Here is a 23,074-nt window from a genome sequence, read left to right as displayed (position 1 = left end):
CCGGGCAGAGCCCCGAAAGACCCGTACCGCGCACACGTACCACGCACACGCACCGCGCACCGCGCACCGCGCACCGCGCACCCACAAGAAGGGGCGTACCCGGAACCCCGGGTACGCCCCAACCGACCGCAGGCGCTCAGCCGCGCCGCACGTCAGCGCTCGAAGCGCTCACGTGCCTCGTCCGTCACGTCCTGCGCGCGGTTCCGCGCGCCGGGCCGGCGGTCCGACGCCTGGTCCGCGTCGCGGTCCGGGCGGTCGTCGGAACGCTCACGCGCCTCGTCCCGCTTGCCGCCCGCCTTCTGCTGCTTGGCCTGGTCGGCAAGCTCCTGCGCCTTGTCCTTGAACTGGTCTGCGATGCCCATGCCGTTCACTCCAATGTGGGTGCGTGGGGGTGGCCCCGGTGGGGCCTCGCCCAGACTTACACACCCGGACATTCACCGCATTTCGATCATCCGCGCGGAACTCGCGCCTCTCTGTCCGCCCGCCCGCCGGCCCCCACGAGCCCCTTGCTGACGCCGTCCAGCCGAGACCCGAAGCGCTTCATCTCACGCTGCCCGACGACCCCGATCACCATCGGCAGATACCCCCGGATCGGCTGCATCCCGCGCAGCCACCACTGGGCGTACACATGCGTGGAGCGCCGTTCGATCCCGGCCACGATCCGGTCGACCGCCGGGCCCAGGGGGTACGTGCGGTTCGTCGGCCACGGCAGCCGCTGCCGCAACTCCCGCATGACGTCGTCCTCGTCGGCGCCGCGCACCATGTCCGTGTCGGTCCAGGACAGGTAGCCGACCCCGACCTTCACGCCCTGGTGGCCGACCTCGCCGCGCAGACAGTGCGCGAACGCCTCCACGCCCGACTTGGACGCGCAGTAGGCGCTCATCATCGGCGCCGGCGTGATCGCCGCCAGCGAGGCGACCTGGAGGAAGTAGCCACGGCTCTCGATGAGCAGCGGCAGGAAGGCCCGTGCCGTCACCGCGCCGCCGATCAGGTTCACCTCGATGACCCGCCGCCATGCCTCCGGATCGGAGTCCACGAGCGGACCTCCGGTGGCGACGCCCGCGTTGGCGACGACGACGTCGATCTTCCCGAAGCGCTTCTTGACCTCTTCGGCGACCCGGCTCATCGCCACGTGGTCCGTGACGTCCGCGTACCAGTGGTCACTCTCCGAGTGCAGCCGCTCGGAGACCTTCTTCAGCTCGTCCGGCTCCAGTCCGACCAGCGCCAGTGTGGCACCGCGCGCCGACAGCTTGCGGGCCAGCAGCTCGCCCACCCCACGTGCCGCGCCCGTGACGACGACGACCTGCCCTTCGAGACTCCGCCTGCCGCTCATGCGACCTCCTCCTCGTGCACGGCTGCCGCCGTGCTGCCCCCACCTTCCACAGTGACGTACGCGGCCACCAGCTCACGGAGCTTCGCCGTGACCGCCTCGGGAGCCTCGACCGGCGTCATGTGGCCCATACCCGCCAGTTCGGTGAGCCCGAGGCTCTGCGGCAGTGCCGCCTCGATGGCCCGCGCGTGCACGGGCGGTGTCAGCCGGTCCTCCGTGCCCGCGATCACCGCGGTCGGCAGCCGCAGCTCCCGTAGACGCGCCTCGAGGTCGAGCTCCGCGAGTACGTACCCCCAGGCGACGCGCGCCCGCCGAGGACACGCGTGCACGATCCTGGCACAGGCGTCGACCTTGTCCGGGGCCGAACCCCGTCCCATCGTCGCGTACTTGAGGATCTTCTTCGAGACCGCCGTGACCGGCCCGAGCGGTGCGCGCGCCCCGAGGACCGCCGCCGTCATCCGGGTGCGGAGGGCGCCGGCCCGCAGCGGCAGCACCAGCGACTCGGCCGTCAGGCGCGAGCTGCCGGTGCTGCACAGCAGCACGGCCGCCCCGTGCTCCCGCAGGGCGTCGCGTCCCGCCGCCGCCATCAGTGTCATCCCTCCCATGGAGTGCCCGCCGAGCACGGCCTTCTGCCCCGGGGCGAGCGTGGCCTTCAGCACCGCCTCCAGGTCGTCGGCCAGGGCACGCGTGCTGTATCCGTCGGGGCCCGCCTCAGGCGAACTGCCGTGGCCCCGCTGGTCGTAGACGACGACCCGGTGGTCGACCGCGAGGTCACGGACCTGGGCGTCCCAGAAGCGGGTGTTACAGGTCCAGCCGTGCGCCAGGACCACTGCGGGGGCGTCCTCGGGGCCGTGCAGTTCGACGTGTACGCGCGAGCCGTCGGCGGAGACGACGCTCAGTTCGCGTACGGGTACCGGAGGGGTGGGGCCCGTCTGCGTCGGTCGGCTCATCGTGCGGCCTCCTCGGTCACGGCCGCCTGCGCCGTGGAGTGGGTGACGGGGGGACGGATGACGTCGTACTCACCCAGGTCGACCGAGCGGGTGGCCCGCCGGAATTCGGCCGTCGTGCCCGGCCAGACCGTGGTGTTGCGTCCGTTGGCGTCGAGGTACCAGCTCGTGCAGCCGCCGGTGTTCCACACGGTCCGCTTCATGCGGTCCTGGACCCGCTGGTTCCAGGCGCCGACGGCGGCGGGCCGCGCGTCGAGTGCGGCTCGCCCGCCCAGGACGTCCAGCTGACGCATGAAGTCGGCCATGTAGTTCAGCTGGGACTCGATCATCAGGATCATGGAGGAGTTGCCCAGCCCCGTGTTGGGCCCGATGATCGTCATCCAGTTGGGGAAGCCGGCCGCCGTCGCCCCCCGCAGCGCCTGCATCTCGTCCTTCCAGGACTCGGCGAGGGTGATGCCGTCCGCGCCGACGACCCGGGTGGCGATCGGCATGTCCGTCACGTGGAAGCCGGTGCCGAGGATGATCACGTCGGCCTCGGTCTCCGAACCGTCCGACCCGACCAGGGTGGAGCCCCGCACCTCGGACAGGCCGGAGTCGACCACGTCCACGTTCGGCTGCGCGAGCGCCGGGTAGTAGGCGTTGGAGAGCAGGATGCGCTTGCAGCCGATGCGGTACGAGGGCGTCAGCTTGGCCCGCAGCGCGGGGTCCTTGATCGCCCGCGCCATGTTGGACTTGGCTATGGACTCCACGAGCCCGAGCTGGTTGGGGTGCTTGGTGAAGGCGCCCACCTGCAACTCCCGGATGCCCCACAGGAGTCCGCGACGCGCGGTGGCCGTGAACGGCAGCGTGCGGTGCAGCCACTTCTCGACGCCGCTGATCGCACGGTCCATGCGCGGCATCACCCACGGCGGGGTCCGCTGGAAGAGGGTGAGCCGGCCGGCCTTGGGCTGGATCTCCGGGACGATCTGGATCGCGGAGGCGCCGGTGCCGATCACCGCGACGCGCTTGCCGCTGAGGTCGTAGTCGTGGTCCCACTGCGCGGAGTGGAAGACCTTGCCGGGGAATTCGGCGAGCCCTGGTATGTCCGGCAGCTTCGGGTCGGACAGCGGACCGGTGGCCGAGATGACCGCGTCGGCGGTGATCGTGGCGCCGTTCGCCGTCTCGATCACCCAGTGCAGCTCGTCGTTGTCCCAGCGCATGACCGTGACTTCGTGGTCCAGCCTGAGGTGCGGGCGCAGACCGAAGGTGTCGGTGACGTGCTCCAGGTAGGCGCGGATGTGCTGCTGCCCCGAGAAGGTGCGCGGCCAGTCGGGGTTGGGGGCGAACGAGAACGAGTACAGATGGGACGGTACGTCGCAGGCGCAGCCCGGGTAGCTGTTGTCGCGCCAGGTGCCGCCGACAGAGCCGGCCCGTTCGAGGATCAGGAAGTCGGTGATGCCTTCGCGGCGAAGCCGGACCGCGGCCCCGAGGCCCCCGAATCCGGATCCGATCACCGCCACTCGTACGTGCTCGTGCTGGGCCATGCTGCCGCCTCCCCGCGGTACGTGCCACGACTCTGCCAGCAATCACTGGCATGGTTGGGAGGGTAGAGCAGCCCCGTACCGATGGGTAGGGGGCTGAGCAAGGAAAGTTACCGGCGGTACAACATAGGGTGCGGGTGTGGCTGAAGGACGCGAACACCGTGAATACCGCATGGAGGAGCTGGCCGCGGAGGCCGGCATCACTGTGCGCACCCTGCGCTTCTACCGGGAGCGCGGCCTGATCCAGCCACCCCGCCGCGAGGGCCGCATCGCCTGGTACGACGACCACCACCTGGCCCGGCTGCGCACCGTCACGGGCCTGTTAAAGCGGGGGCACACCCTCAACGGCATCGCCGACCTCGCCAGCACCTTCGACAGCGGACGCGATGTCGCCGAGGTGCTCGGCCTGGGCGAACCGACCGAGGAGACCCCGGTCCGGCTCACACCGGAACAACTCGCCGACTACTTCCAGGACCAGGCGACGGCGGAGAACCTCGCCGCCGCCATGGAGCTGGGCTACCTCGGCATCGACGGCGACGAGATCGTCCACATCAGCCGCCGCCTGCTGGAGGCGTCGTCCGAGCTGGTGCGGGCCGGGGTCCCGCTCGACGCCGTGCTCTCGGCGGGCCGCCAGGTCCGCGAGCACGCCGACGCCCTCGCGGACCTCTTCCTCAGCGTCCTGCGCACCCACACCGCGCACACCGACCCGGACCAACTGCGCTCACTCGCCCACGCCGTGGTGGACTCGGAGCTGTCCATGGCGCTGGACCGGCGGTTGCGCAAGGACGATCAGCGCTCGTAGGTGACCGTCACCGGCGCGTGGTCGCTCCACCGCTCACCGTGCGAACGCCCGGAGCTAGGCCAGTGGCTACGCCGGCCGGACGAGTTCGACGGCATCGTGTGGTGGCGCCTTGACCGCGCCGTGAGATCCATGGCGGACATGGCCGAACTGGGTAAGTGGGCCAAGCAGCACGGCAAGCTGCTCCTGTTCGCCGAGGGGCCGGGCGGCGCCCCGTTCGAACTCGACATGCGGTCCGTGTCGCCAGTCTCCGAACTGATCATGATGATGCTGGCGTTCAGTGCGCAGATGGAGTCACAAGCCATATCGGAGCGTGTTGCCGGGGCGCATGCCGCGCTGCGGTCACAGGGTCGGTACAGCGGCGGACTGGCCCCGTGGGGCTTTACCAAGGCACCTAACCCGAACGGGCCGGGCTTCGTCCTGGCCCATGACCCTGACGCGCTGCCAGCCCTACTGGACGTAATCCGCCGTGTGGTTGCTGGGGAGGGCCTGACAGCGATCATCAACGGGCTGAACGACGATGGGACACCCACACCACGCGACTACCAGGCCCTACAGGCCGGTCGCCCCACCGGTGGCATGCGCGGTGGTGTCCGCCTGGACCGCTTCCGCTGGACGACTTCCACGCTGTCGAAAGCCCTGCGGTCCCCGACGCTGCTCGGCTACAGGACCCACCAGGGCAGGACTGTTCGCGACCATGCCGGCGAACCTGTCCTCATCGGCCCCCCGATCCTGACCCGCGACGAGTTCGCAACCCTGGGTGAGTGCCTGGCAGCGAAGACACCGCAGAAGAATCGGACCAGGAAGGACACAGACGCGCTTCTGCTCGGGGTTGCCAAGTGTGCTGGCTGTGGGCTGAACCTGTACAAGTCGGCGCGCAAGGGTGCGCATGACTACGTCTGCCGTGCGTCCTCACGCGGGGTCCGATGCCCGGCAGCCTCGTCCATGCGCGCGGATTGGCTCGACGACTACGCGGAAGCACAGCTCATGCAGCGAATCGGCGCATGGCCCATGACGCGGGTTGTCACGCACAGGGGCTACGACCCTGGCCCGGAACTGCGGGAGATCGAGACGGAGCTACGAGCCCTGTACGCCTCTCAGGCGTCACGGCAGAGCACCATCGGGCGTCGCATCTGGCAGGAGGAAGTAGACGCCCTGGAACGGCGTGCGGGGGCCCTGGAAGCAGCGCCCGCCGAGCCTACCCGGACAGAGACCGTTGAGACGGGCGAGACATACGCAGAGTTCTGGGACCGCAGCTCCACCGCCGAACGTCGCCAGATGCTGCGGGAAATGGGCGTCACAGTCACCGTGCGCAAAGGAAAGGCCGGCGGAGACAACCGGCTGAGGGTCGCAGCAGACGAAAGCCGTCTGACGTTCGCCATCGGACAGCAGGAGAGGCTTCACGCCTCACGCCGTGTCGCCGGTGCCCGGCACCCGCTCAGCCGTCTCCAGAGCAAATCCCTGCGGGGGGACGCTGTTGAAGAGCCTGACGGGTGCCTGCCGCGACCACGACACCCCCAGCGACGCCCGGCCAGGGTCTCAGCAGTCGCTACCACAGTCCCCCGTCAGCAGCGCGGTTCGTACGCTGCGTCCAAACCCAGAAGGCTGTAGCCGCCCTCCGCGCGGAAGGCCGACTCAGGACCGTGCTTGGCGCCGGCAGCTACGTCGTCTGACGCTCAGTCCTCCGACTGACGTCACCCGCCTGCCGCAGGAGCGGAGCAGAGCGCGGTCCTGATCGCGCCTGCCGCTCGACTGCCGGCACAGAATGCGGTTCGCCTACCGGTCGAACACCACGGTGACCGGAGCATGGTCACTCCAGCGTTCACCGTGACTGGCTGCCTTCTCGACCCACGCCTTGACCGCCGTGGAGGCGATGCCGGGCGTTGTGCAAACTAGGTCGATGCGCCAGCCCGCGTCGTTGTCGAAGGCCCGGCCACGGTAGGACCACCAGGAGTACGGGCCCTCCTCCTCCGGATGCTGCGCACGGACCACGTCGACGTACGCCGCCTCGTCGAACACCCGGGTCAGCCACTCCCGTTCCTCGGGGAGGAAGCCGGAGTTCTTCTTGTTGGACTTCCAGTTCTTGAGGTCGGCCTCACGGTGGGCGATGTTCCAGTCGCCGCACACGACCACCTCACGCCCCTCCGCCGCCGCCCGCTCCCTCAGCCCCTGGAGATAAGGAAGGAAGGCCGCCATGAAGCGCTCCTTCTCCTCCTGCCTCTCCGTGCCGACCTCACCGGAGGGCAGGTACAGACTGGCGACCGTCACACCGGGGAGGTCCACCTCGGCGTAGCGGCCGGCGGTGTCGAATTCCTCACTCCCCGGGACATCGAACCCGCCGAACCCGATCTGGACGCGCTCCGGCGCGTGCCGCGTATAGACCGCGACACCCGCGCGCCCCTTGGCCGCGGCCGGGGCGTACACGACGTGCCAACCCTCGGGCTCACGCACCTCATCGGGGAGCTGCTGCGCTTCGGCCCGGACCTCCTGGAGGCAGATCACATCGGCCTCGGTCTGCCCCAGCCACTCGACGAAGCCCTTCTTCGCGGCGGCACGGAGCCCGTTCACGTTCACGGTGGTAACAGTCAGCATCCCGGTACAGTACCTACAGAGAGGCAATGCATACCTGTACCATGTCTCGCATGAATATCCGTAGTCGCCCCTTCGATCACCCTGACGCCGTGAAACTCAACGATCAGGTGCAGCTCGAATATGCCGAGCGCTACGGCGACGAGGGCGACGTCACACCGCTCGACGCCACCATGTTCGATCCGCCGCGCGGGCTGTACCTGCTCGCCTACGACGACGAGGGCCGCCCCCTGGCGACCGGCGGCTGGCGCAGCCAGGAGCAGAACTCCGAGGGATACTCCGACGGCGACGCCGAGATCAAGCGGATGTTCGTGATACCCGAGGGCCGCGGCAAGGGCCTCGCGCGCCGCATCCTCGCCGCCCTGGAGGCCGACGCCCGCGCGGCCGGGCGCACCCGCATGGTCCTGGAGACCGGCGACCAGCAGCCGGAAGCGATCGCGCTGTACACGTCGAGCGGCTACACCGTCTGCGCGAAGTTCGGCCACTACCGGACGTACGACAGCAGCATCTGCATGGCAAAGCCGCTGGGGTCACACTCTCGTGAGAAAGTGCCGTCGAAGACGACTTCCGCCGACGGACTCACAGACCGCACCTGAATACCCGATGACTTATCGGCATAATCGCGATGACGCGCCACCGGAGGGACTGGTTCCGGAATTGAAGGACTCGCATTCCGGTCACTCCTCCCTCCGCTACGCGGCGGCGACGGAAAAGCATGAGAGCAGTCAGGGTTCACCCCTGCCGAACTACGGATAAGCATCGCCCAGCACCACGGATAGACACCGCTCAGCCATGCACCGGTGGGCGAACCGGCATCACCACGCCTCCACTCGCAGGACTCGACGGCTAGCTAGCCGTACTGACCCGTGAGTGATGTGCCTCACATTCAATGTGCCAGGCTGGCCCTACCGGTAAAGTCCCGATTCACGGTGCCGGGTTACCGAACGGCACATTCCCATGCAGGGCATCAACCGCTGCCACCCATGGCTTGAAATAAGCTGGCGATCGGCGTGAAACAGGCTGACAATTCTCTTTCCAGGATTCGCCGGGCCCTTCATCCCCATACCGCCGGATTCGTCACGCCCTCCCTATTCGAGGTCCGAGCCCACGTTCATGAAACCCGCAACCGCCGTTCCTCGTAGCCCTCTTCACATATGGCTGATTCCGGTGGTGTGGACCGTCGCCCTCGGCATGTGGGGCCTGTCCCGGGAGAACAGTCTCTGGCGGGACGAGGCCGCGACCTGGCAAGTGGCCCGGCGATCCACCGACGACATCGTGAACATGCTGGAGCACGTCGACGTCGTGCACGCGCTCTACTACCTGTTCATGCACGGACTTTTCGAGTGCTTCGGGCCCTCCACCACCATCTTGCGATTACCTTCCGTACTGGCCACAGCGGTGGGAGCTGCCTGCGTAGCGCTCCTCGGCCGGCGGCTGGCCGGGGCCTGGGTGGGTCTGGCGGGTGGACTGGTCTTCGGAATGCTTCCCGCCGTGCAGTTCTACCTCCAGGAGGGCCGGCCCTACGCACTGGTGGCGGCCGGAGCCGGGATCTCGACCCTGCTGCTCGTGACCGCGCTGCAGGGCCGCGACCGGAGGCCGTACTGGGTGGCCTACGGCTGTACGGTCCTCGTCTGCGGCTGGCTGAACTGGCTGGCGCTGCTGATCCTGCCGGCACACCTGGCGACCCTTCTGTGGACGCGAGCCGGGCACGGGGTGCCGACACGCTGGGCGACGGCTGCAGCGGCCGCGACGACAGGTGCCCTGCCCCTGATCCTCTTCAGCATGAACCAGTCCGACCAGGTGTCCTGGATACCTCCGCTGACCTGGCACATGATGATCGGCCCGGCGGTACTGCTGGTGATCGGTGGGCTCGGAAGCCTGCTGGACAGGCCCCGGGCAGGACGGCTGTCGGCGGCATCCGTCGGGCTGCCCCTGCTGGCGGTGCCGCAACTCGGCCTGACCGGACTCTCCCTGTTCAAGCCGCTGTTCGTGGACCGGTACATCCTGTTCAGCCTGCTCGGTCTCGCACTGCTGATCGGTGTGGTCCTCGACGCGGCAGTACGAGGGGCCGCCCGGCGGGCACCGAAAGCGTCGCCGTGGGTGATCCCGGCGACGGCCGCCGTCGCGATGATCGCGCTGCTGCCGCAGTCACTGTCCAAAAGGTCCCCGGCGAGCCGGGTGGACGACGTCTTGGCGGCCGCCGAACAGATGCGTCAGGTCAAGGAGGACGGGGACGGGGTGCTCTTCATACCCGCGGCACGCCGGGACACCGTGCTGGTGTCCCCCGACGTCTCCACCGGTCTGCGGGACATAGCGCTGGCGGAGACCCCCGAGGAGTCCGGGACGCTGAAGGGCGTGGAGGCGAGCCCCGCGCGGGTTCGGTCGGCGATGCTCACCCAGCGCCGGATCATACTGGTCACGGACGCCGCGCCGGTGGCGAGGCCGACTCGGGGTGAGCGGGACCTGACGAAGATCGAGGTGCTGAAGAAGTACTTCACTCCGGTGTCCGACAAACAGATCCGCGGCCGACGGGTGACGGTGTACGAACACCTCCCGACTGCTCCGTGACCGCCGACGGTACAGCTCCCCCGGGTTCAGCGGGAACGGCTGCCGAACTCCCGTCCGTCCTCAGGGAACCCGCGCCACACCCACGTAGAACCCGCTCCGCTCGTACACCGGCGCGGGCGCCTCCTGATACCACTCGGGCGCCGTGACCAGCCCGGGCTCGACGAGCTCCAGCCCTTCGAAGAAGGGCTCGACCTCCTCGCGCGTACGCATGCGCAACGCGATCGCGCCCTTCTGCAGCGCGACCAACAGCTCTCGGCCTCCCACCTCTCAGTAGCGGGCGACCGGCCCGGCCCCTTGACGGTGAAAGCGGCGAAACCGCCCCGCCGACGGGCCGCTTGGAGACGGGCGGCCTTCACCCGTCGCGGGTCACGGCCGAGTGCCCCTCATCGATCAGGGTTTGAGCGCCGGCGAGACCGGACACCGTCTGCTCGGTGTGCCGAGGAACGGCCTCCCTTGCGCGTGGCAGAAAACGTCTGCGCTCATGGTCGTAGGCGAGCGGGAAACCGGCCAGGCCAACGAGCCGGGTGTCTGCTGGCGGGAGCGTGCCCTCGGGCGCTGCCGCAGCGCGAAGTTCTCTCAGCACCGTCACACGGCCCGGCAGCGGATCGCGGTCAGCCGCGTCGGCGGCCACGAGGCCGAGTGCCGCAGCGTCGTCGGCAAGTTCTGCCGGTGTCGGCTCGTCCGCACCGGGCTGATCCTCCAGCGCCAGCAGCACGCGGCCGTCACGCCGCAGCAGTGACCGGGATCTCGTGAACCGTTCCGGGATGACCCCGTGAACGGCCCTGCGGTGGGGTGTTCACGAGTAGGTCCGACCAGCGGTGAGTGAGCCGGTTGAAGATCGCTTCCCAGATGGGTGGAGATCGTTTCCCAGGTCCGTGCTGGCCTGTCCGGTTGTCGGCGGCGGCTGCGATCATCCGCTCATGACTGTGCATCCCGTGGATCGGTCCTGGCAGCGGATCGAGACCTGGCTGGCCGAACACGCACCGCGTACCTTCGAGTCTCTGCGCCCGCCCGCCTCAGCGGACGCCCTCTCCGCGGCTGCGGACGAATTGAGATTGAAGTTCCCCGCTGACCTGGTCGAGTCCCTACGCCGCCACGACGGCGTCTCACCGGGGCACGGTCTCTTCCAGTTCCCTGGAGGGGATCTGCCGTTGGGTATTGATGCCATTCTGCGGCGCGGTCGGATGGACCAGCGGCTGTGGAACAGGGCCGGCGAGGATCCTCCGGATGAAACGTACTGGCATCCGAAGTTCCTGATGTTCGCGGACCACAATCCGCCGGATGGCCTGGTCCTCGACTGCCGGGAGGGTGCGACTTTCGGCGCAGTGGGAACGCACGTCAAGGGGGAAGGGCCGAGCTTCGGGCGTTGGTCTTCGCTTGCAGCCTTCCTGCATGAGCTCGCGGGCGGCCTCGAGCACGGGCTTGCGATGGGGTGGTGGCGGAAGTTCGTGCCCGTCATCTGGCAGGAGACTCTGCTCTGGGAGGAAGAACCTCCGCCGCTCCCCGTCCCCAGGTCACTGCGGGAGGTCGCGGCGACTGTCCCCGCACCCGCCGCACCTGAAATGGACCACGACGCTTTCCCCGTAGTCGCGGAGGAGGGATGGGCGGGAGAATACGCCTCGTTCTGCCTCAGTTTCGTGCGGGGCCTGAACGAGTCGGAGCTCCTGCACCGTTTCGGAGCCCTGGCCGACACCCACCGCCCCCGCTCACGCGGCCAGGCACAGGAAGACGCACAGCGATGGACGACCGGATTCCTCCCGGTGGTCCGGGCCGGGCGCTGTGGGCAGTGGGCCTTCGGAATCGAGGAAGGGCACCGGGGGGAGGGCAACCGGAGCGAGGTCCTGCGTCGTCTGTCCCGAGGTACTCAAGCGGTATCCCTGTCGTTCTCCGGGTCCACCACGATGTCCTTCTACGACGACGGGGAACTCGTCACGGTCTATGACACACGGCGCTCCTACCAGCAGCCCGGTGAGGGGGATCCGTTTGACATCTTTCCCGAGTTGCCCGCACACGGCCCAGCCGCGGGCCGGCTCCTGCCAGACGGACGGACCTCGCTGGGGATGCTGGGGATGCCGACGGAGCGGACGCCCCTGCTCCAGCGTGCAACTCTCCAGGCGGTTTGCAGGGCTGTCTCCGACCACTTCGGAATCGACCTGTCGCCGGGCGCCCTGACCGGCGAGTTGGCCAGTGCCCAGGTGTTGCCGGTGCTGCCAGGAGTGGGCGGGCGATACCGTCCGCCGACCGAACTCGCCGAACACATCACCACGGCCCCAGAGGCACGCTTGCGCACCGTGCTGGCGATACAAATGTCCAGTCTGGCCGCCGAGACCGGCCTCGATACCTACCCGGAGGTCATCGAAGCTCTTCCTCGAGCGGGACAGGACGAGGGCCAAGGTGTCGACGACGACTCACCACTTGGCATACGGCTGCGAACAGTCTTCGCGGACGCGGCGGCAGCATGGCGCCTGCCCCGGGGCGGCGACGGCCGCCTTCTGATCGACTACAGCGAGAGGGAGGCCTGGCAGCACCGTGCCAACGCGGCGGGCGCGTTGGTCGATGCACTCTCCCTGCCGGCTCACGAGGTCATCGGCAGCGTCCTCCACCAGCGTCGGAACCCCAACTGGCGGGCTGAATTCATGGACCAGCTCGGCGAGGCATAGCCGCCCTGCGGCGTCCATTGCACAGGCGCTTCGACAGCGACCTCACGCGCGAAGGGCAGGAGGTGAGTCTGCGACGGGCGGGAATAAATCTTCGGCCACAGCGCCAGCCTCCTGGTCGCCGCCGCCCCGCCCATCATCAACAGGCGGGCCGACGCGTCAGTGAGCATCCGCAACTCGCCCTCGGCCTGGTCCTGGACACCCCCGGCAAACGCACCGGCCCCAACGCCGTCCACGCCCTGGCCAGGCTCACCCCGTTCGGCTTCCCCACCGGACTGCTGGCCGCAGACCGCACCTGCACCGACCGGACAACCGCCCACTTCGCCCAGCCCGCACGCCAGTTGGGCCACCAACCCGTCCTCGACTACAAACAAGGACAACGCGGCGTCCAGGGCACCCACCACGGCGCTCTGCTCGTCGACGGATCCCTCGCCTGCCCTGCCATGCCCACCGCACTCGCCACCACCGGCCTCGACGACAAAGCCGTACGCGACCTCGACGACAACACACCGCTCAGCCAACTGATCACAGCCCGCGAACCGTACTTCCTCAAGATCAAACAGTCCGCCGACGCACGCGGAGCGATCCGCCTGCAATGCCCCCGCCGCCGGACCTCGCCCTCGGTGACCTGCTCCCGCTTCAACCAGGTCCACCACATCACCACACCCCGGCCAGCCGTCGTCGACCTCACCAGCCAACGGGCCACCGCGGCCCACACCGCCGCCAAACCCACCGTCCCGCTCCCCGGCGGCGAGCAACTCCCACCGATCTGCCAAAAGCCCAGCATCACTGTCCGCCCTGGCGACCTCGGCAAGCTCGACAAATACCGCCAGGACCGGCACTACCTCCACCCCGCCTGGCAGGACGCCTGCCGCCCCGGCCGAGCAAACATCGAAGGGCTGAACGGCAGAATCAGAAGCCACCACATCGATGTCGCCGACCCCAAGAAACGACTCGCCCACGGCCGCGTCGCCCAGACCACCCTCCTCGCCCTCATGATCTGCAGCATCACCCTGCACACGCTGTCTACCTGGGAGAACACCACCCCACGCACGACGACGCCCATCAGCGAACCCGACGAAACCAGCGAACTCATGGAACTCGGAGAACCACCGCTGGTCGCCCCGGAGTTCCCCCGCCCACCCGAGACGCACCCCTCACGAACACCTGATGCCGAGCAGGGGCGGCCTTCGCATGCCCAGCGACGGCACCAGCACGCTTCCCGCACCAGAGAACCACCCCCGACACCGGCCGCAACCCTCCAGAAGGGGCGTCTCACAGCCGACCCGAATTCGGACACCGCGTCGAGCAGACCCTGAAAACGCCAAGATCCCGCCCGATCAATCAGATCGGACGGGATCTTGTGAACTCTTCCTGAGCGAACTCAAGAACTGTCGTGCGGTGGGGTGTTCACGAGTGGGCCTGACCAGCAGCGGAAAAACAGCCTGAAGATCACTTCCCAGATCGTCAGAGATCGTTTCCCAGCCCACAGCCTCGCTGAGAAAGCCGTCGACCTCCATTAGCTGGTGACGTCATCGATGTCCCGGTCCTCGACGCGACCTGATTCTCCCAGGGCCGGGGCTGCTACCTGTGTCCGCCCACGGCTACCAAGAAGGCAGCCGACCGCGGCGGTGGCCGCTGCGGCCCCGGCAACGAGTAGCAGGACGCGGTAGTCCACGAGCACAAGCAGACCCGCTCCGGCGGCCAGGGCAATGGCATTGGGGGCAAAGAGAAGGGTGTTGGCGGTGGCCGCCACTCTGCCCACGAGCTGGCCCGGCGTCTCGCGTTGGACGGCCGTCATGGCTGCGATCAGCACGCAGGGCAGCCCCGCGCCGATCATCGCGCTGGCAAGCAGGACTGCTGGCACCGAGGGGATGACGCGCAGGGCGACGCCCAGCGCGAACAGCATGATGCCCGCTGCGGCGAAGACTCGTTCGGGCATCCGCCGCAGCAGAGCACCGGCGAACAGCCCGATGACTACCGAGCCGATGCCCTGCACGGCGTAGAGGACCCCGGCGAAGGCAGGCGGACGGTGAAGACCAGCATCGACCACCGCATAGACCGACGCCCCGTTCAGCCCGGCCACGCCCATAGTTGCGGCCCCGGCCAGCACCAGCCGCCACAGAACCGGGTGATGTCGCAGATAACGGATTCCCTCGGCGGCCTGGACGCTCCATCGTTGGGCTTCAGCCGGGCGGGGCATGGGTTCTGACACACGTATGAGGGCGAAAGCTATCGCGGCAAGCACGAAGGTGACCGCGTCCAGCAGGGCCACTGCTGTGCCGCCGAACTGGACGAATAGAAGCGCGCCCAGAAGCGGGGCGACGAGTTTCATGCCCTCGTTCGCCGTCATCCGCAGGCCGTTGAAGTCTCCGCGTAGTGCCTCCGGTACAGCGGTCGCTACCAGTGCGGCCTCCGCCGCATCCAGCAGTACCGAGCTGGTGCCGTACACGATCAGTACAGCAAACAGAATCCAGATCTGGTCGCTGGAACGTACGGCGAGAAGCGGCAGCAGCACCGCGGCCATGCCGAGATTGGTCCAGATCAGCAATGGACGCCGACGCGCCCGGTCAGCCAGTGTGCCGATCAGCGGGCCGAACAGAATGGGCGCCCATACGCAGAAGGTCGTCAGGGCAGCCAGACTGTCCGACCCGGTGAGCGACTTGGTCCACACACCGGCTGCCAGGGCCATAGCAGAGCTACCGAAGCCCGAGACCACCACACCGCTCAGGTAAAACACCACATTGCGGTCGCGTAAGACCCGCCCTCCGCCCCAGCCCATACCCTTGCCCCTTCCGCGCCACGAAGACCCAGGCGCACCCCCGCCCGGCGTACGGAAAGCATTCTGCCCGTGGCTTTATTCACGAGTAGGGGACTGTAAACGTTTGACAGACCTGCCCCAGGACGAGCTGCCGCGGATCTGCCAGAAGCCCACGATCACCGTCCGACCCGGGCGCCCTCGGCAAGCTCGACAAGTTCCGCCAGGACCGGCACTACCTCCACCCCACCTGGCAGGACGCCTACCGGCCCGAGCGAGCAAACATCGAAGGCCTCAACGGCAGCGCCAAGAGCCACGGCATCGACATCTCCGCCCCCACGAAGCGACTCGTCCACGGGCGGGTCGCGCAGACCATCCTGCTCGCGCTGATGATCTGCAGCATCAACCTGCACATCCTCTTCAGCTGGCACCAGACCAGCCGAACACAAGCGACCGGCGCCTCCCGGGGCGTCGCCACGCTCGCTGGATCGGCATCCACGCCCCCCGACGCGGCCGGCCTGCCGCCGCCCATACGGCCGGAGATCCGCGAACCCATCTGAGACCCCAGCACCACAGGCCGGGATCACACACGCCCGCCCACAGCCCAGAAACGCCTCACCCACCCGAACCACCCAGAAACACCGGCCGACGACCGCCCGGCAACCCCCTCCGGCACCGATCGCGTTCGGACAACTCCTCGAACCACTTCCCGGAAACGCCAAGATCCCGCCCGATCAACCAGATCGGACGGGATCTTGTGAACTCTTCCTGAGCTGACTCAAGAACAGTCGTGCGGTGGGCCGTTCACGGGTGGGTCTGACCTGCACGTACGGAGACTCCGTGCCAGCCCTTCCCAGCCGTTCGAAGATCATTACCCAGCCATTTGCATGGCACATCTAAAAAGGTCTACCCGCTCGCCGGCAAGCTCCCGCATGGGGACGAGGACGGGTTGCAGAGGAATCAGGATCGTGCACGCCGTCGAGCAGCCGCCAGACGCTGCATGAGGTGCCCCACGAGGTGTGGCTCAACCCGCCCGCCGCCAGTTTGTACACCCGGGGACCAGGCACGGTGACTGCTCTCGCCATGACCTCACGAAGGTAAGAATTCATGAGGGCGGCCTTTCCGAGGTTTTCCTGACAACCGAGGATCGCCCCGCCCCAGGAATTGCGCCAGCAGGCCGAAATGTCCAACACCGGGGGTGACGCCAGCTTCAGATATCTTTCCGGAGGATACGCCTTTGAACAAATTGGAGATTGAGGTTTAGGCACTCCAGCTTTCGCCTTGTCGAGCGGATCTCACGACGTGCCGTCCTTGACACCTGGACCCGACCACCATTTTGGCTGCCAAAGTCGTCGGCGTGGTGAGGCACGACAGGAGGCGGATAAGGACGAGGGCCGGCGTGCCGACGGTGCCGCGGCGGCTTCCCGCGGTCACCTCTGCCCGCCTGACACCTCGACCACACTCCCGCAGGCCCTGCTGATCCTGGCGGACTCCGAGGCCCGGAGGTCACAGACCGCCCCTCGCACCCGATCAGCCCGAGCGCGCCATCACGGACCCGCACCAGGCCCGTGACCTGCGAGATCAGGATGGAAGTATTCCTATGACCGGAGTTCGTGGATCGTCGATGTCAACTGCGATGTCGATACCAGAGGTTGAGCTGAAAGTAGCGCGTTTGTTGGACAGTTGGATGCGATCGAATGGATTGGATTCCGTGAAGAAAATCGCCCAGACCAGTGCCCGATCGGCGGTCAACCGCGCGATGAACCCCTCTGACCCGTACGAACCCTCACCGCCCCACAGCAGGCCTTCCCTCCCCAGGTCCACTTCGGCAAGCCCATCAACCGAAGACGTCCAAGACGGATCGTTTCTCAGCGTTCCCTCCAGGTCGAAGGGTGGTAGGACATGAAAACCGGTCGGCGCGTCGGGGTCCAGGTCGAGGTCATATGAGCGCCCGTCGTTGAAGTGCAGTGCATCCCTGATGGGCAGCTCAAAATCTTCCCATAGTTTTTGGATCGCGGTCATTTCCTCTTACACTTCCCGTTGCGCACGTGCTGTGGCCTCTCTGTGAGTCCCGTCGGGGGGACGGGCTCGCCCAGTTCGTTTCTGTTCCGCGCGGAGTTCATACGCCTGCTGAATTGCTCCGCCCACGTCCGCCCCGTTGTCGAATCGGGGTGAACCGCATTCGGATCGACTCGCTCGATGGTCACCGGACTCCCCACTTCACGCGCCGCATCAAGCCGTCGGTTGTCATACGACACCAGTTGACCGTCCACTTCCATGACCTTCAATGCCGTTCCGGGACGTCGCCAGTCCCACTCACCGGAACGCATCTTCTCCACGTAGTCGTTCGGGGACACGGTGCGTTGGGAGAAGTTCAGGTCCTTGGGATCGACCCATTCCGGTCCATCATCCCCAGCGAGACCCAGGTGATCAGTCCACGTGTGGGGGTTACGGACGTATGCCACCGCATTGGGCGCTGGAACCAACCCAAGTGGGTCAGGTGTCGCATAGCGGGCAGTTTCCGGATCGTAGTGCCGGAAGTAATTGTAGTTGAGGCCGGTTTCCGGGTCTGCGTATTGACCTGGGAAGCGGAGCGGGCAGTCCACCCCACCCGCAGAAGGAGTGGGGAGGGGTGTGCCCCAGAGGGTGGTGCGGGGCTGCGAAGTGAGGGTGCCGTCGGAAGTGACCAGTTCGACAGGCGTACCAACCAAGTCCGTGATGATCGCGTGGAAGCGGTCGTCGTACTCGGACTGGGGGGTGGAGTCCTCCAGGGCACGTATCGAGCGGGCGCTATCACGCCCGGCTTCGAGCACTCGATGTGTGGATTGGGATATCGGGCGATGGGTGCCCGGCATGTATTCCCATGTCGTTGCCGCGCCACCCGAGGTGAATTGCTCAGCCAGGCGGGTGCCGTCCCAGGTGAAGGAGAGAGGGGTTCCGTCCGGACCTGTTTTGGATGTACGGCGACCCAGGGGGTCGTAAGTATAGGTCCATTCCTCGCCGTGCGGGGTGGTGGCCTTGACGAGGCGGTTTTCCGCGTTCCAGGCGTAGGTCCACGTGCGGGTCTGTCCGTTGAGGAGCTTGCGGGCCTTGCGAATCAGGCGGCCGGCGGCGTCGTGCTCGTAGGTGGTGCGCCCCGCCCGGCGAATGAGGGCGCCCTCATAGGTCCGGTCACCGGTCGCGGGGTGGTGCGGCGCTGAGGCGCGGGTCTGATCGCCGGCGGTGTCGTACGCGTACTCCTCGCCCCATCCGTGTGCCTGGACACTCGTCACACGTCCGACGGGGTCCAACGCGAAATGCCGCGTACCAGTCGTGAGTTCACGAACCTCGGTGAGGTATCCGTCGGGTCGGTAGGCGTAGGTGCGGTGCTGGAGAATGCGGTCCGCTTCGGCCTGGTGGCCGGTGGAGAGGGTTTGGGTTGTGAGGCGGTTGTCCCTGTCCCAGGTCTGCCTGAGGGTGGTGTCGTCACCGATGCGGCGTTCGGTCTCGCGGCCGGCAGCGTCGTAGGTGAAGGCCATGGTTCCGACGCCACCACTCAGTCCGGCAGGGCGACCGGCAGGGTCGTAGGTCCACTCCGAGCACATGCCCGAGGGGGTGGTGCGATGGGTGCGGCGGCCCATGGCGTCGTACGCATAGGCACTGATGTGGCCGTTGATCGTTTCCGAGATGACGCGGCCGACCGAGTCATGTTCACGGGTCATCTCCGTGTCCGCGTTCGCCGCGTGGATCAGGGCGCCGCTCGCGTCGTATGTGTAGGTCGTGATGTCGCCGTTGGTCTCATCGTGCTGGGCGACCATGTGCCCGACCGCGTCAAGTGTGTAGCGCAGCGTTTCGCCCAGGGCGTTCGTCTGGGCTGTGAGGCGGCCCGCCGCGTCGCGTTCGTAGGTGCGTCTGGCACCGTTGAAGTCGGTCTCCTCGACCAAGCGGCCTGCCGCATCGTACGTGTAATGCCACTGCTGCCCCCGGGGGTTGGTGACACTGGTCGGACGCAGCTCGGTGTCGTAGGCGAAGGCGTAGTGCGCGCCGTCGGGGTCGGTCCTCGTGGCGGGCTGGTCGAAGTGGGTGTGGGTGTAGGTCGTGGTGTGCCCGGCCTCGTCGGTGTGGAGGGCGAGGTTGCCTTCGGCATCCCACTGCCACACCTCGCGGGCACCTTCCGGGCCCTCCCGCCAAGCGGGCATGCCCTCGATCGTCCAGCCATGACGCGTGGTCCTTCCCAGTGCATCGGTGACAGCCGTGACCTGACCGTGCGGGCCCCGGCGCATGCGCGTGGTGCGGCCCAGGGGGTCAGCTATCTCGACCGGGAGACCTGCCGCGTCCGTCGTGATCCGGGTGGTGTGGCCCAGAGCGTCCGTGATGGACGTGAGGTGGCCCGAGCTGTTGTACGCGTAGTGCGTGGTGGCACCGCTGGGGTGGGTGGTCGAGGTGTGTGACCCACGATCGTCATAGGTGTGGCGCCATACCGCGCCGCCCGGTTGACGGGTCTCGAGCGGCAGACCGCAGTCGTCGTAAACGGTCTCGGCCACGGTGCCGTCGGGCCGCTCAACAGCGATCAGCCGGTCCTGGTCGTCGTAGCGGTAGCGCGTTGTGTGGCCCAGGGGATCGGTGGCGGCGATGGGGTGCCGGTTGGACTCGTCCCATTCCGTGCGGCTGGTGTTACCGAGCGGGTCGGTCTGCGCGATGATCTTGTACGCCTCGTTGCAGACGTACACAGTGGTATTGCCCTGTGAGTCGGTGTAGCGGGTGGTACGGGCAGCCGTGTCGTAGTGCAGTCGGCCTGACAGGATGCCGTCCGGGCCGATGCCGCGCAGAACGCGGCCCCGGGGGTCGTAGACGTACCCGTATGACGTGCCGTTGCGGTCCGTCCACGACGTCACACGGTGTTCCGCGTCGTACCGGTACCGCAGAGCCCTGCCGGCTGAGTTGAAGACTTCGGTCAGGTTGCCCGCAGCATCGTATGCGTAGGAGACGAGGGTGGTGCTGTGCTCGCGCTGTTCACCGTGCAGGAGACGAAGGGCTGTGACACGCAGCAGCTTGGGGTCGGTATCGACGGCGATGCGGTAGCCGCCGGAGTGGGTGATCTCTTTCGGTGCGCCCTGGGCGTCGTAGGCGATTGCGATGCGGTCTCCATCGCCTGTCCGGTCGGTGATCGCCGTCAGAGCCAGCTCACGGCCGCCCACGGGCAGCGGCGCGAAGTGCAGGGTGCGGTTCTGCTCCGGGAGGACGATACGGAAGGTGCCGTCGGGCTTGCCGTCCCAGCACAGCGGCCAACGAGGACCGGAGGTGGGCAACGTCGGTTCATCCGGCTCCGGCACCGGATACGTCAGCAGCATGCCGCTGTCCGTGACGTAGACGACACCTGCCTCGTCGATCTCCAGTCGTTGGTCAAGCGTGCCTGCCCAGGTGGGACCGAACCACCCCCCGCACGGATGCCCCGACACGTAGTGCCGCTCCAGGACCACCGGCAGGGCGCCGGGCAGCGTGACGTCGGTGGCGGACATGATCATTTCACCGGTCGCCACGTCGATCGGTTCACCGGTCGTGGGCCGCTCCTCGTTGGGCGTGTTGTTCCTGTTCGGATCGCTGTCCGTCCGCTCGCGGGCACTACCGTCCCGGCGCAGCGTCCGCTCCCGGTTGAGCAGGCGTTGTGCGGCATCCTTGGCCACGACTCCGCCGCGCCGCGCCGCTCCGGCACCGCCCGAGGCGAGGGCGAGGAGGAGGTCTGGGGTGAGCTGGCCGGCCGCACGGGCGGGATTGCGCTGCCATTCATCCCAATTGGTGACGGCTTTGGCGAATTCCTTGGGGTGATCTGCGGCGTAGATGGCGCCATCCACCATGCCTGCCAGTCGCAGACCTACGCCGTCAGGGCCGTCGTTGACCAAGTCGTCGAAATCCTCGTACCAGCCGCCCAGGGTGTCACCCGCTCCGCCGAAGAAGTCGCCGATCCCCTTCTTCGCCTTGTCCCAGCCCTTGGGGGGCGGGGGCTTGTCCGGGGCCTTCTCAGCCGCCTTGCCGAGTGCACTCTTGGCCGCGTCGATGACGGGCTGCAGCTCGCTCTCCAGCTTGTCCAGGCGGCCGTAGCAGCCCTGCAGCGCAGTGAGGCCGGGATCATCCTCCGGCGGGCGCTCGGGCAGCGGATCATCTCCCCGTTCCACGGCGGAGTTGTAGTCCGTGACAGTTCTCCAGTGGCGCTTGGAGGTCGCCCGCGCTTCGTCCGCGTCCTCGATGATCGGCTTGACTCGGGTGTGGACCGAGCGCAGCTTGTCGGCATAGGCGTCCAGGGCGCTCGCTGCGACCCCGAAGTACGTGTGCGCGGACTCCAGTTCCTGCGGAAGTTTCCGGGTCGCGCTCTGGAACCCCTCCGCACCGGCCCCGGTCCAGTTCATCAAGGACAGGTCGACCAGCTTGTCCATCCCGTCTTTGAACGCGCCCGCATAGGCCCGGAGCTTGATGACGAGGTCATCGATGTCGGACGGCGTGCCGTAGATGACGTCGCCGGGCTTGGCATGGGGCGGTAGGCGCTCGGTAGCGCCACCCTCCATCACATCGCGCTGCGTCATGCGATCGTCCCCCCCGACCCACCGTCGGCCTCCCAGCCGCCGTCATAGCGCAGGCGGGGACGGGTGGGCACGTCCTGAGTCCCCCCGGTTCCGCCGTCATCCAGCCACGGCTCCTGATAGATCTCCGGCGGCGGATCGAACTTCGGCCTGGACCCGTCCTGCCACGCCTTCAGACCGTGTTCGCCGAACGGCAGCTTGGCTATGTTGTCCTCGGTGGGCGCGAAGTCCTTGATGCGCAACAGGTCGGCCAGCACGTAGGCGGCGATGACCTGCCGAAGCGTCTCCACAATCGTGTCCGTGTGCTCGGCCACCCTCCCCATGCCAAAGCCCCAGGACGAGAGCATCTTCTCGGTCGAATCGTAGACGTCGAAGACGGCCGAATTCTGGATGCGCCCGGCTAGCGTCTCCCAGTCACGCTTGATCTTGTGAGCGGCCACCACGGACTCCTCCAGCGGCGTCAGAACCCTACGCACCGAGGCGATCTCAATCTTGTAGCCGTCACCCGGCTTCGGGCCGCCCGAACCCGGCACTCCCGTGTCATGCTCCGTCACTGCGTTCCCCCCTACGGGTCGATGATCCCGAGCGCGTCGGGATCCAGCACGAACGTCCGCGGGCCCAGCGGATCCACCAACACGCACAAGTTCTCGGGCAGTAGCTCCACCAAGTCCGCGACCGTCGTAGACGCCCACCCGCAGGTTCCGGCGAACAGCGCGAGTCCTCCCAGAGAAGTGAATACCGGCACCACCGGACCCTCCTCCGTCTCGCACACCAAGAAGCCTGGCTCCTGCGGCCGCTGGAAGTACAGGCGCGCGGAACGCACCGCCGCCAGCCGCTCCGAACGAGACATCGACATGACTGTCTCGTCACGGACCAGGTCACGCAGCGACATCTCATTTCCCCCAGCCCGCTCGCGTCGTCACCACGTGAACACCCACCGTAAATGATCGCACGTACGTGCCAGCACTCGAGTTGTCGACGACGGGTAGATGCCCTATTTCAACCAGGCACGGGATGCGCAACCGGCTGCCGCACGCAGCGCCACCGACTTGCGGGCACGTGAGGCTTACCCCCTCGTCGGCGCGGCAGCGCCCAGTATCCGCAGCGCCCGCGGATGCCCCTGTTCGCCGAGGGCACGTACCACCTTGCCCACCGCTGCGTCGATGACCTCGTGTTCCCAGATCCGTAAGGGCACCCATCCCATCTGGACGAGGCGCGTGTCCGTATCGGTGTCCCGTCGAACGTTGCCCTCGAACTTGAAGCTTCCCCTTGATCGTGAACACCTGGAAACTGGGACCTGAGTGGTTCCAGAGGAAGCAGTGACCAGGTGGCAAGCAAGTACCAGAAGCGGT

18 protein-coding genes and 1 pseudogene are annotated in these 23,074 nt (G+C 67.4%); 8 read left to right on the top strand and 11 right to left on the bottom strand.

Features of this window, described 5'->3' with window-relative positions; translation table 11 throughout:
• Positions 1-152 precede the first annotated feature (152 nt).
• The 4 genes from ACFYQ5_RS23620 to ACFYQ5_RS23605 form a co-directional block, all read right to left on the bottom strand.
• Positions 153-362 carry a hypothetical protein gene (locus ACFYQ5_RS23620; RefSeq protein ID WP_389200128.1) on the bottom strand — a complete coding sequence of 70 codons (210 nt, stop codon included), beginning with the start codon at positions 360-362 and terminating at the stop codon, positions 153-155.
• An 86-nt stretch (positions 363-448) separates the two neighbouring features.
• On the bottom strand, positions 449-1,333 hold the full coding sequence (locus tag ACFYQ5_RS23615; protein WP_389200126.1) for an SDR family oxidoreductase: 885 nt from the start codon (positions 1,331-1,333) through the stop codon (positions 449-451).
• On the bottom strand, positions 1,330-2,280 hold the full coding sequence (locus tag ACFYQ5_RS23610; RefSeq protein WP_389200124.1) for an alpha/beta fold hydrolase: 951 nt from the start codon (positions 2,278-2,280) through the stop codon (positions 1,330-1,332). Before ACFYQ5_RS23610 ends, ACFYQ5_RS23615 begins: the two co-directional genes overlap by 4 nt.
• On the bottom strand, positions 2,277-3,800 hold the full coding sequence (locus tag ACFYQ5_RS23605) for a flavin-containing monooxygenase (protein WP_389200122.1): 1,524 nt from the start codon (positions 3,798-3,800) through the stop codon (positions 2,277-2,279). The genes ACFYQ5_RS23610 and ACFYQ5_RS23605 overlap by 4 nt, the downstream gene beginning before the upstream one ends.
• A gap of 169 nt (positions 3,801-3,969) precedes the next feature.
• Here ACFYQ5_RS23605 and ACFYQ5_RS23600 point away from each other — a divergent pair, with 169 nt between their 5' ends.
• Both ACFYQ5_RS23600 and ACFYQ5_RS23595 read left to right on the top strand, forming a co-directional pair.
• Positions 3,970-4,599 carry a MerR family transcriptional regulator gene (locus ACFYQ5_RS23600; RefSeq protein ID WP_389200367.1) on the top strand — a complete coding sequence of 210 codons (630 nt, stop codon included), beginning with the start codon at positions 3,970-3,972 and terminating at the stop codon, positions 4,597-4,599.
• Positions 4,600-6,207, top strand: coding sequence for a recombinase family protein (locus tag ACFYQ5_RS23595; RefSeq protein ID WP_389200120.1), 1,608 nt, complete (start codon positions 4,600-4,602; stop codon positions 6,205-6,207).
• A 165-nt stretch (positions 6,208-6,372) separates the two neighbouring features.
• Here the strand turns inward: ACFYQ5_RS23595 and ACFYQ5_RS23590 are convergent, their stop codons facing one another.
• Positions 6,373-7,188, bottom strand: coding sequence for an exodeoxyribonuclease III (locus ACFYQ5_RS23590; RefSeq protein ID WP_389200118.1), 816 nt, complete (start codon positions 7,186-7,188; stop codon positions 6,373-6,375).
• Between the two features lie 50 nt (positions 7,189-7,238).
• Between ACFYQ5_RS23590 and ACFYQ5_RS23585 the strand changes: the two genes are divergently transcribed.
• Both ACFYQ5_RS23585 and ACFYQ5_RS23580 read left to right on the top strand, forming a co-directional pair.
• The gene (locus ACFYQ5_RS23585; protein WP_389200116.1) at positions 7,239-7,781 is read left to right on the top strand and encodes a GNAT family N-acetyltransferase; all 543 of its coding nucleotides are present in this window, start codon (positions 7,239-7,241) and stop codon (positions 7,779-7,781) included.
• A gap of 517 nt (positions 7,782-8,298) precedes the next feature.
• Complete coding sequence (locus ACFYQ5_RS23580) at positions 8,299-9,753, top strand: hypothetical protein (protein ID WP_389200114.1); 1,455 nt, start codon at positions 8,299-8,301, stop codon at positions 9,751-9,753.
• A gap of 60 nt (positions 9,754-9,813) precedes the next feature.
• On the opposite strand, the pseudogene ACFYQ5_RS23575 reads toward ACFYQ5_RS23580, so the two are convergent.
• A pseudogene (locus tag ACFYQ5_RS23575) lies at positions 9,814-9,993 on the bottom strand (SAM-dependent methyltransferase); the annotation flags it as partial.
• A 241-nt stretch (positions 9,994-10,234) separates the two neighbouring features.
• Here ACFYQ5_RS23575 and ACFYQ5_RS23570 point away from each other — a divergent pair.
• From ACFYQ5_RS23570 to ACFYQ5_RS23560, 3 genes are all read left to right on the top strand, one after another.
• The gene (locus tag ACFYQ5_RS23570; protein ID WP_389200112.1) at positions 10,235-10,492 is read left to right on the top strand and encodes a hypothetical protein; all 258 of its coding nucleotides are present in this window, start codon (positions 10,235-10,237) and stop codon (positions 10,490-10,492) included.
• A gap of 181 nt (positions 10,493-10,673) precedes the next feature.
• Positions 10,674-12,413, top strand: coding sequence for an SMI1/KNR4 family protein (locus ACFYQ5_RS23565; protein ID WP_389200110.1), 1,740 nt, complete (start codon positions 10,674-10,676; stop codon positions 12,411-12,413).
• Positions 12,414-12,475: 62 nt separating this feature from the next.
• The gene (locus ACFYQ5_RS23560) at positions 12,476-13,729 is read left to right on the top strand and encodes a hypothetical protein (RefSeq protein WP_389200108.1); all 1,254 of its coding nucleotides are present in this window, start codon (positions 12,476-12,478) and stop codon (positions 13,727-13,729) included.
• 200 nt (positions 13,730-13,929) lie between these two features.
• Here ACFYQ5_RS23560 and ACFYQ5_RS23555 read toward each other — a convergent pair whose 3' ends face one another.
• Complete coding sequence (locus ACFYQ5_RS23555; protein ID WP_389200106.1) at positions 13,930-15,192, bottom strand: MFS transporter; 1,263 nt, start codon at positions 15,190-15,192, stop codon at positions 13,930-13,932.
• Between the two features lie 365 nt (positions 15,193-15,557).
• Between ACFYQ5_RS23555 and ACFYQ5_RS23550 the strand changes: the two genes are divergently transcribed.
• Positions 15,558-15,728, top strand: a complete 171-nt coding sequence (locus ACFYQ5_RS23550) for a hypothetical protein (protein WP_389200104.1) — start codon at positions 15,558-15,560, stop codon at positions 15,726-15,728.
• A 1,021-nt stretch (positions 15,729-16,749) separates the two neighbouring features.
• On the opposite strand, the gene ACFYQ5_RS23545 is transcribed toward ACFYQ5_RS23550, so the two are convergent.
• Genes ACFYQ5_RS23545 through ACFYQ5_RS23530 form a run of 4 tightly spaced genes read right to left on the bottom strand, consistent with a single transcriptional unit; the run spans position 16,750 to position 22,614 of the window.
• On the bottom strand, positions 16,750-17,190 hold the full coding sequence (locus tag ACFYQ5_RS23545) for a hypothetical protein (protein WP_389200102.1): 441 nt from the start codon (positions 17,188-17,190) through the stop codon (positions 16,750-16,752).
• On the bottom strand, positions 17,187-21,725 hold the full coding sequence (locus tag ACFYQ5_RS23540) for a DUF6531 domain-containing protein (RefSeq protein WP_389200101.1): 4,539 nt from the start codon (positions 21,723-21,725) through the stop codon (positions 17,187-17,189). Before ACFYQ5_RS23540 ends, ACFYQ5_RS23545 begins: the two co-directional genes overlap by 4 nt.
• Positions 21,722-22,276, bottom strand: coding sequence for a hypothetical protein (locus tag ACFYQ5_RS23535; protein ID WP_389200099.1), 555 nt, complete (start codon positions 22,274-22,276; stop codon positions 21,722-21,724). Before ACFYQ5_RS23535 ends, ACFYQ5_RS23540 begins: the two co-directional genes overlap by 4 nt.
• Before the next feature lie 11 nt (positions 22,277-22,287).
• Positions 22,288-22,614, bottom strand: coding sequence for an SseB family protein (locus ACFYQ5_RS23530; RefSeq protein WP_389200097.1), 327 nt, complete (start codon positions 22,612-22,614; stop codon positions 22,288-22,290).
• Positions 22,615-23,074 lie beyond the last annotated feature (460 nt).

Origin of the sequence: Streptomyces sp. NPDC005794, assembly GCF_042871445.1 — a bacterium.
GTDB lineage: Bacteria > Actinomycetota > Actinomycetes > Streptomycetales > Streptomycetaceae > Streptomyces.
The sequence above is the reverse complement of the archived record's forward strand: the minus strand, read 5'-3'. Positions and strand labels throughout refer to the sequence as shown.

What these genes read in the sequence shown, in the direction of transcription:
- ACFYQ5_RS23545 (WP_389200102.1), bottom strand. Translation starts at nt 17,190, where the DNA reads ATGACCGCGATCCAAAAACTATGGGAAGATTTTGAGCTGCCCATCAGG.
- ACFYQ5_RS23580 (WP_389200114.1), top strand. Translation starts at nt 8,299, where the DNA reads ATGAAACCCGCAACCGCCGTTCCTCGTAGCCCTCTTCACATATGGCTG.
- ACFYQ5_RS23570 (WP_389200112.1), top strand. Translation starts at nt 10,235, where the DNA reads ATGGTCGTAGGCGAGCGGGAAACCGGCCAGGCCAACGAGCCGGGTGTC.
- ACFYQ5_RS23565 (WP_389200110.1), top strand. Translation starts at nt 10,674, where the DNA reads ATGACTGTGCATCCCGTGGATCGGTCCTGGCAGCGGATCGAGACCTGG.
- ACFYQ5_RS23585 (WP_389200116.1), top strand. Translation starts at nt 7,239, where the DNA reads ATGAATATCCGTAGTCGCCCCTTCGATCACCCTGACGCCGTGAAACTC.
- ACFYQ5_RS23600 (WP_389200367.1), top strand. Translation starts at nt 3,970, where the DNA reads ATGGAGGAGCTGGCCGCGGAGGCCGGCATCACTGTGCGCACCCTGCGC.
- ACFYQ5_RS23615 (WP_389200126.1), bottom strand. Translation starts at nt 1,333, where the DNA reads ATGAGCGGCAGGCGGAGTCTCGAAGGGCAGGTCGTCGTCGTCACGGGC.
- ACFYQ5_RS23530 (WP_389200097.1), bottom strand. Translation starts at nt 22,614, where the DNA reads ATGTCGCTGCGTGACCTGGTCCGTGACGAGACAGTCATGTCGATGTCT.
- ACFYQ5_RS23605 (WP_389200122.1), bottom strand. Translation starts at nt 3,800, where the DNA reads ATGGCCCAGCACGAGCACGTACGAGTGGCGGTGATCGGATCCGGATTC.
- ACFYQ5_RS23620 (WP_389200128.1), bottom strand. Translation starts at nt 362, where the DNA reads ATGGGCATCGCAGACCAGTTCAAGGACAAGGCGCAGGAGCTTGCCGAC.
- ACFYQ5_RS23590 (WP_389200118.1), bottom strand. Translation starts at nt 7,188, where the DNA reads ATGCTGACTGTTACCACCGTGAACGTGAACGGGCTCCGTGCCGCCGCG.
- ACFYQ5_RS23550 (WP_389200104.1), top strand. Translation starts at nt 15,558, where the DNA reads ATGATCTGCAGCATCAACCTGCACATCCTCTTCAGCTGGCACCAGACC.
- ACFYQ5_RS23610 (WP_389200124.1), bottom strand. Translation starts at nt 2,280, where the DNA reads ATGAGCCGACCGACGCAGACGGGCCCCACCCCTCCGGTACCCGTACGC.
- ACFYQ5_RS23555 (WP_389200106.1), bottom strand. Translation starts at nt 15,192, where the DNA reads ATGGGCTGGGGCGGAGGGCGGGTCTTACGCGACCGCAATGTGGTGTTT.
- ACFYQ5_RS23540 (WP_389200101.1), bottom strand. Translation starts at nt 21,725, where the DNA reads ATGACGCAGCGCGATGTGATGGAGGGTGGCGCTACCGAGCGCCTACCG.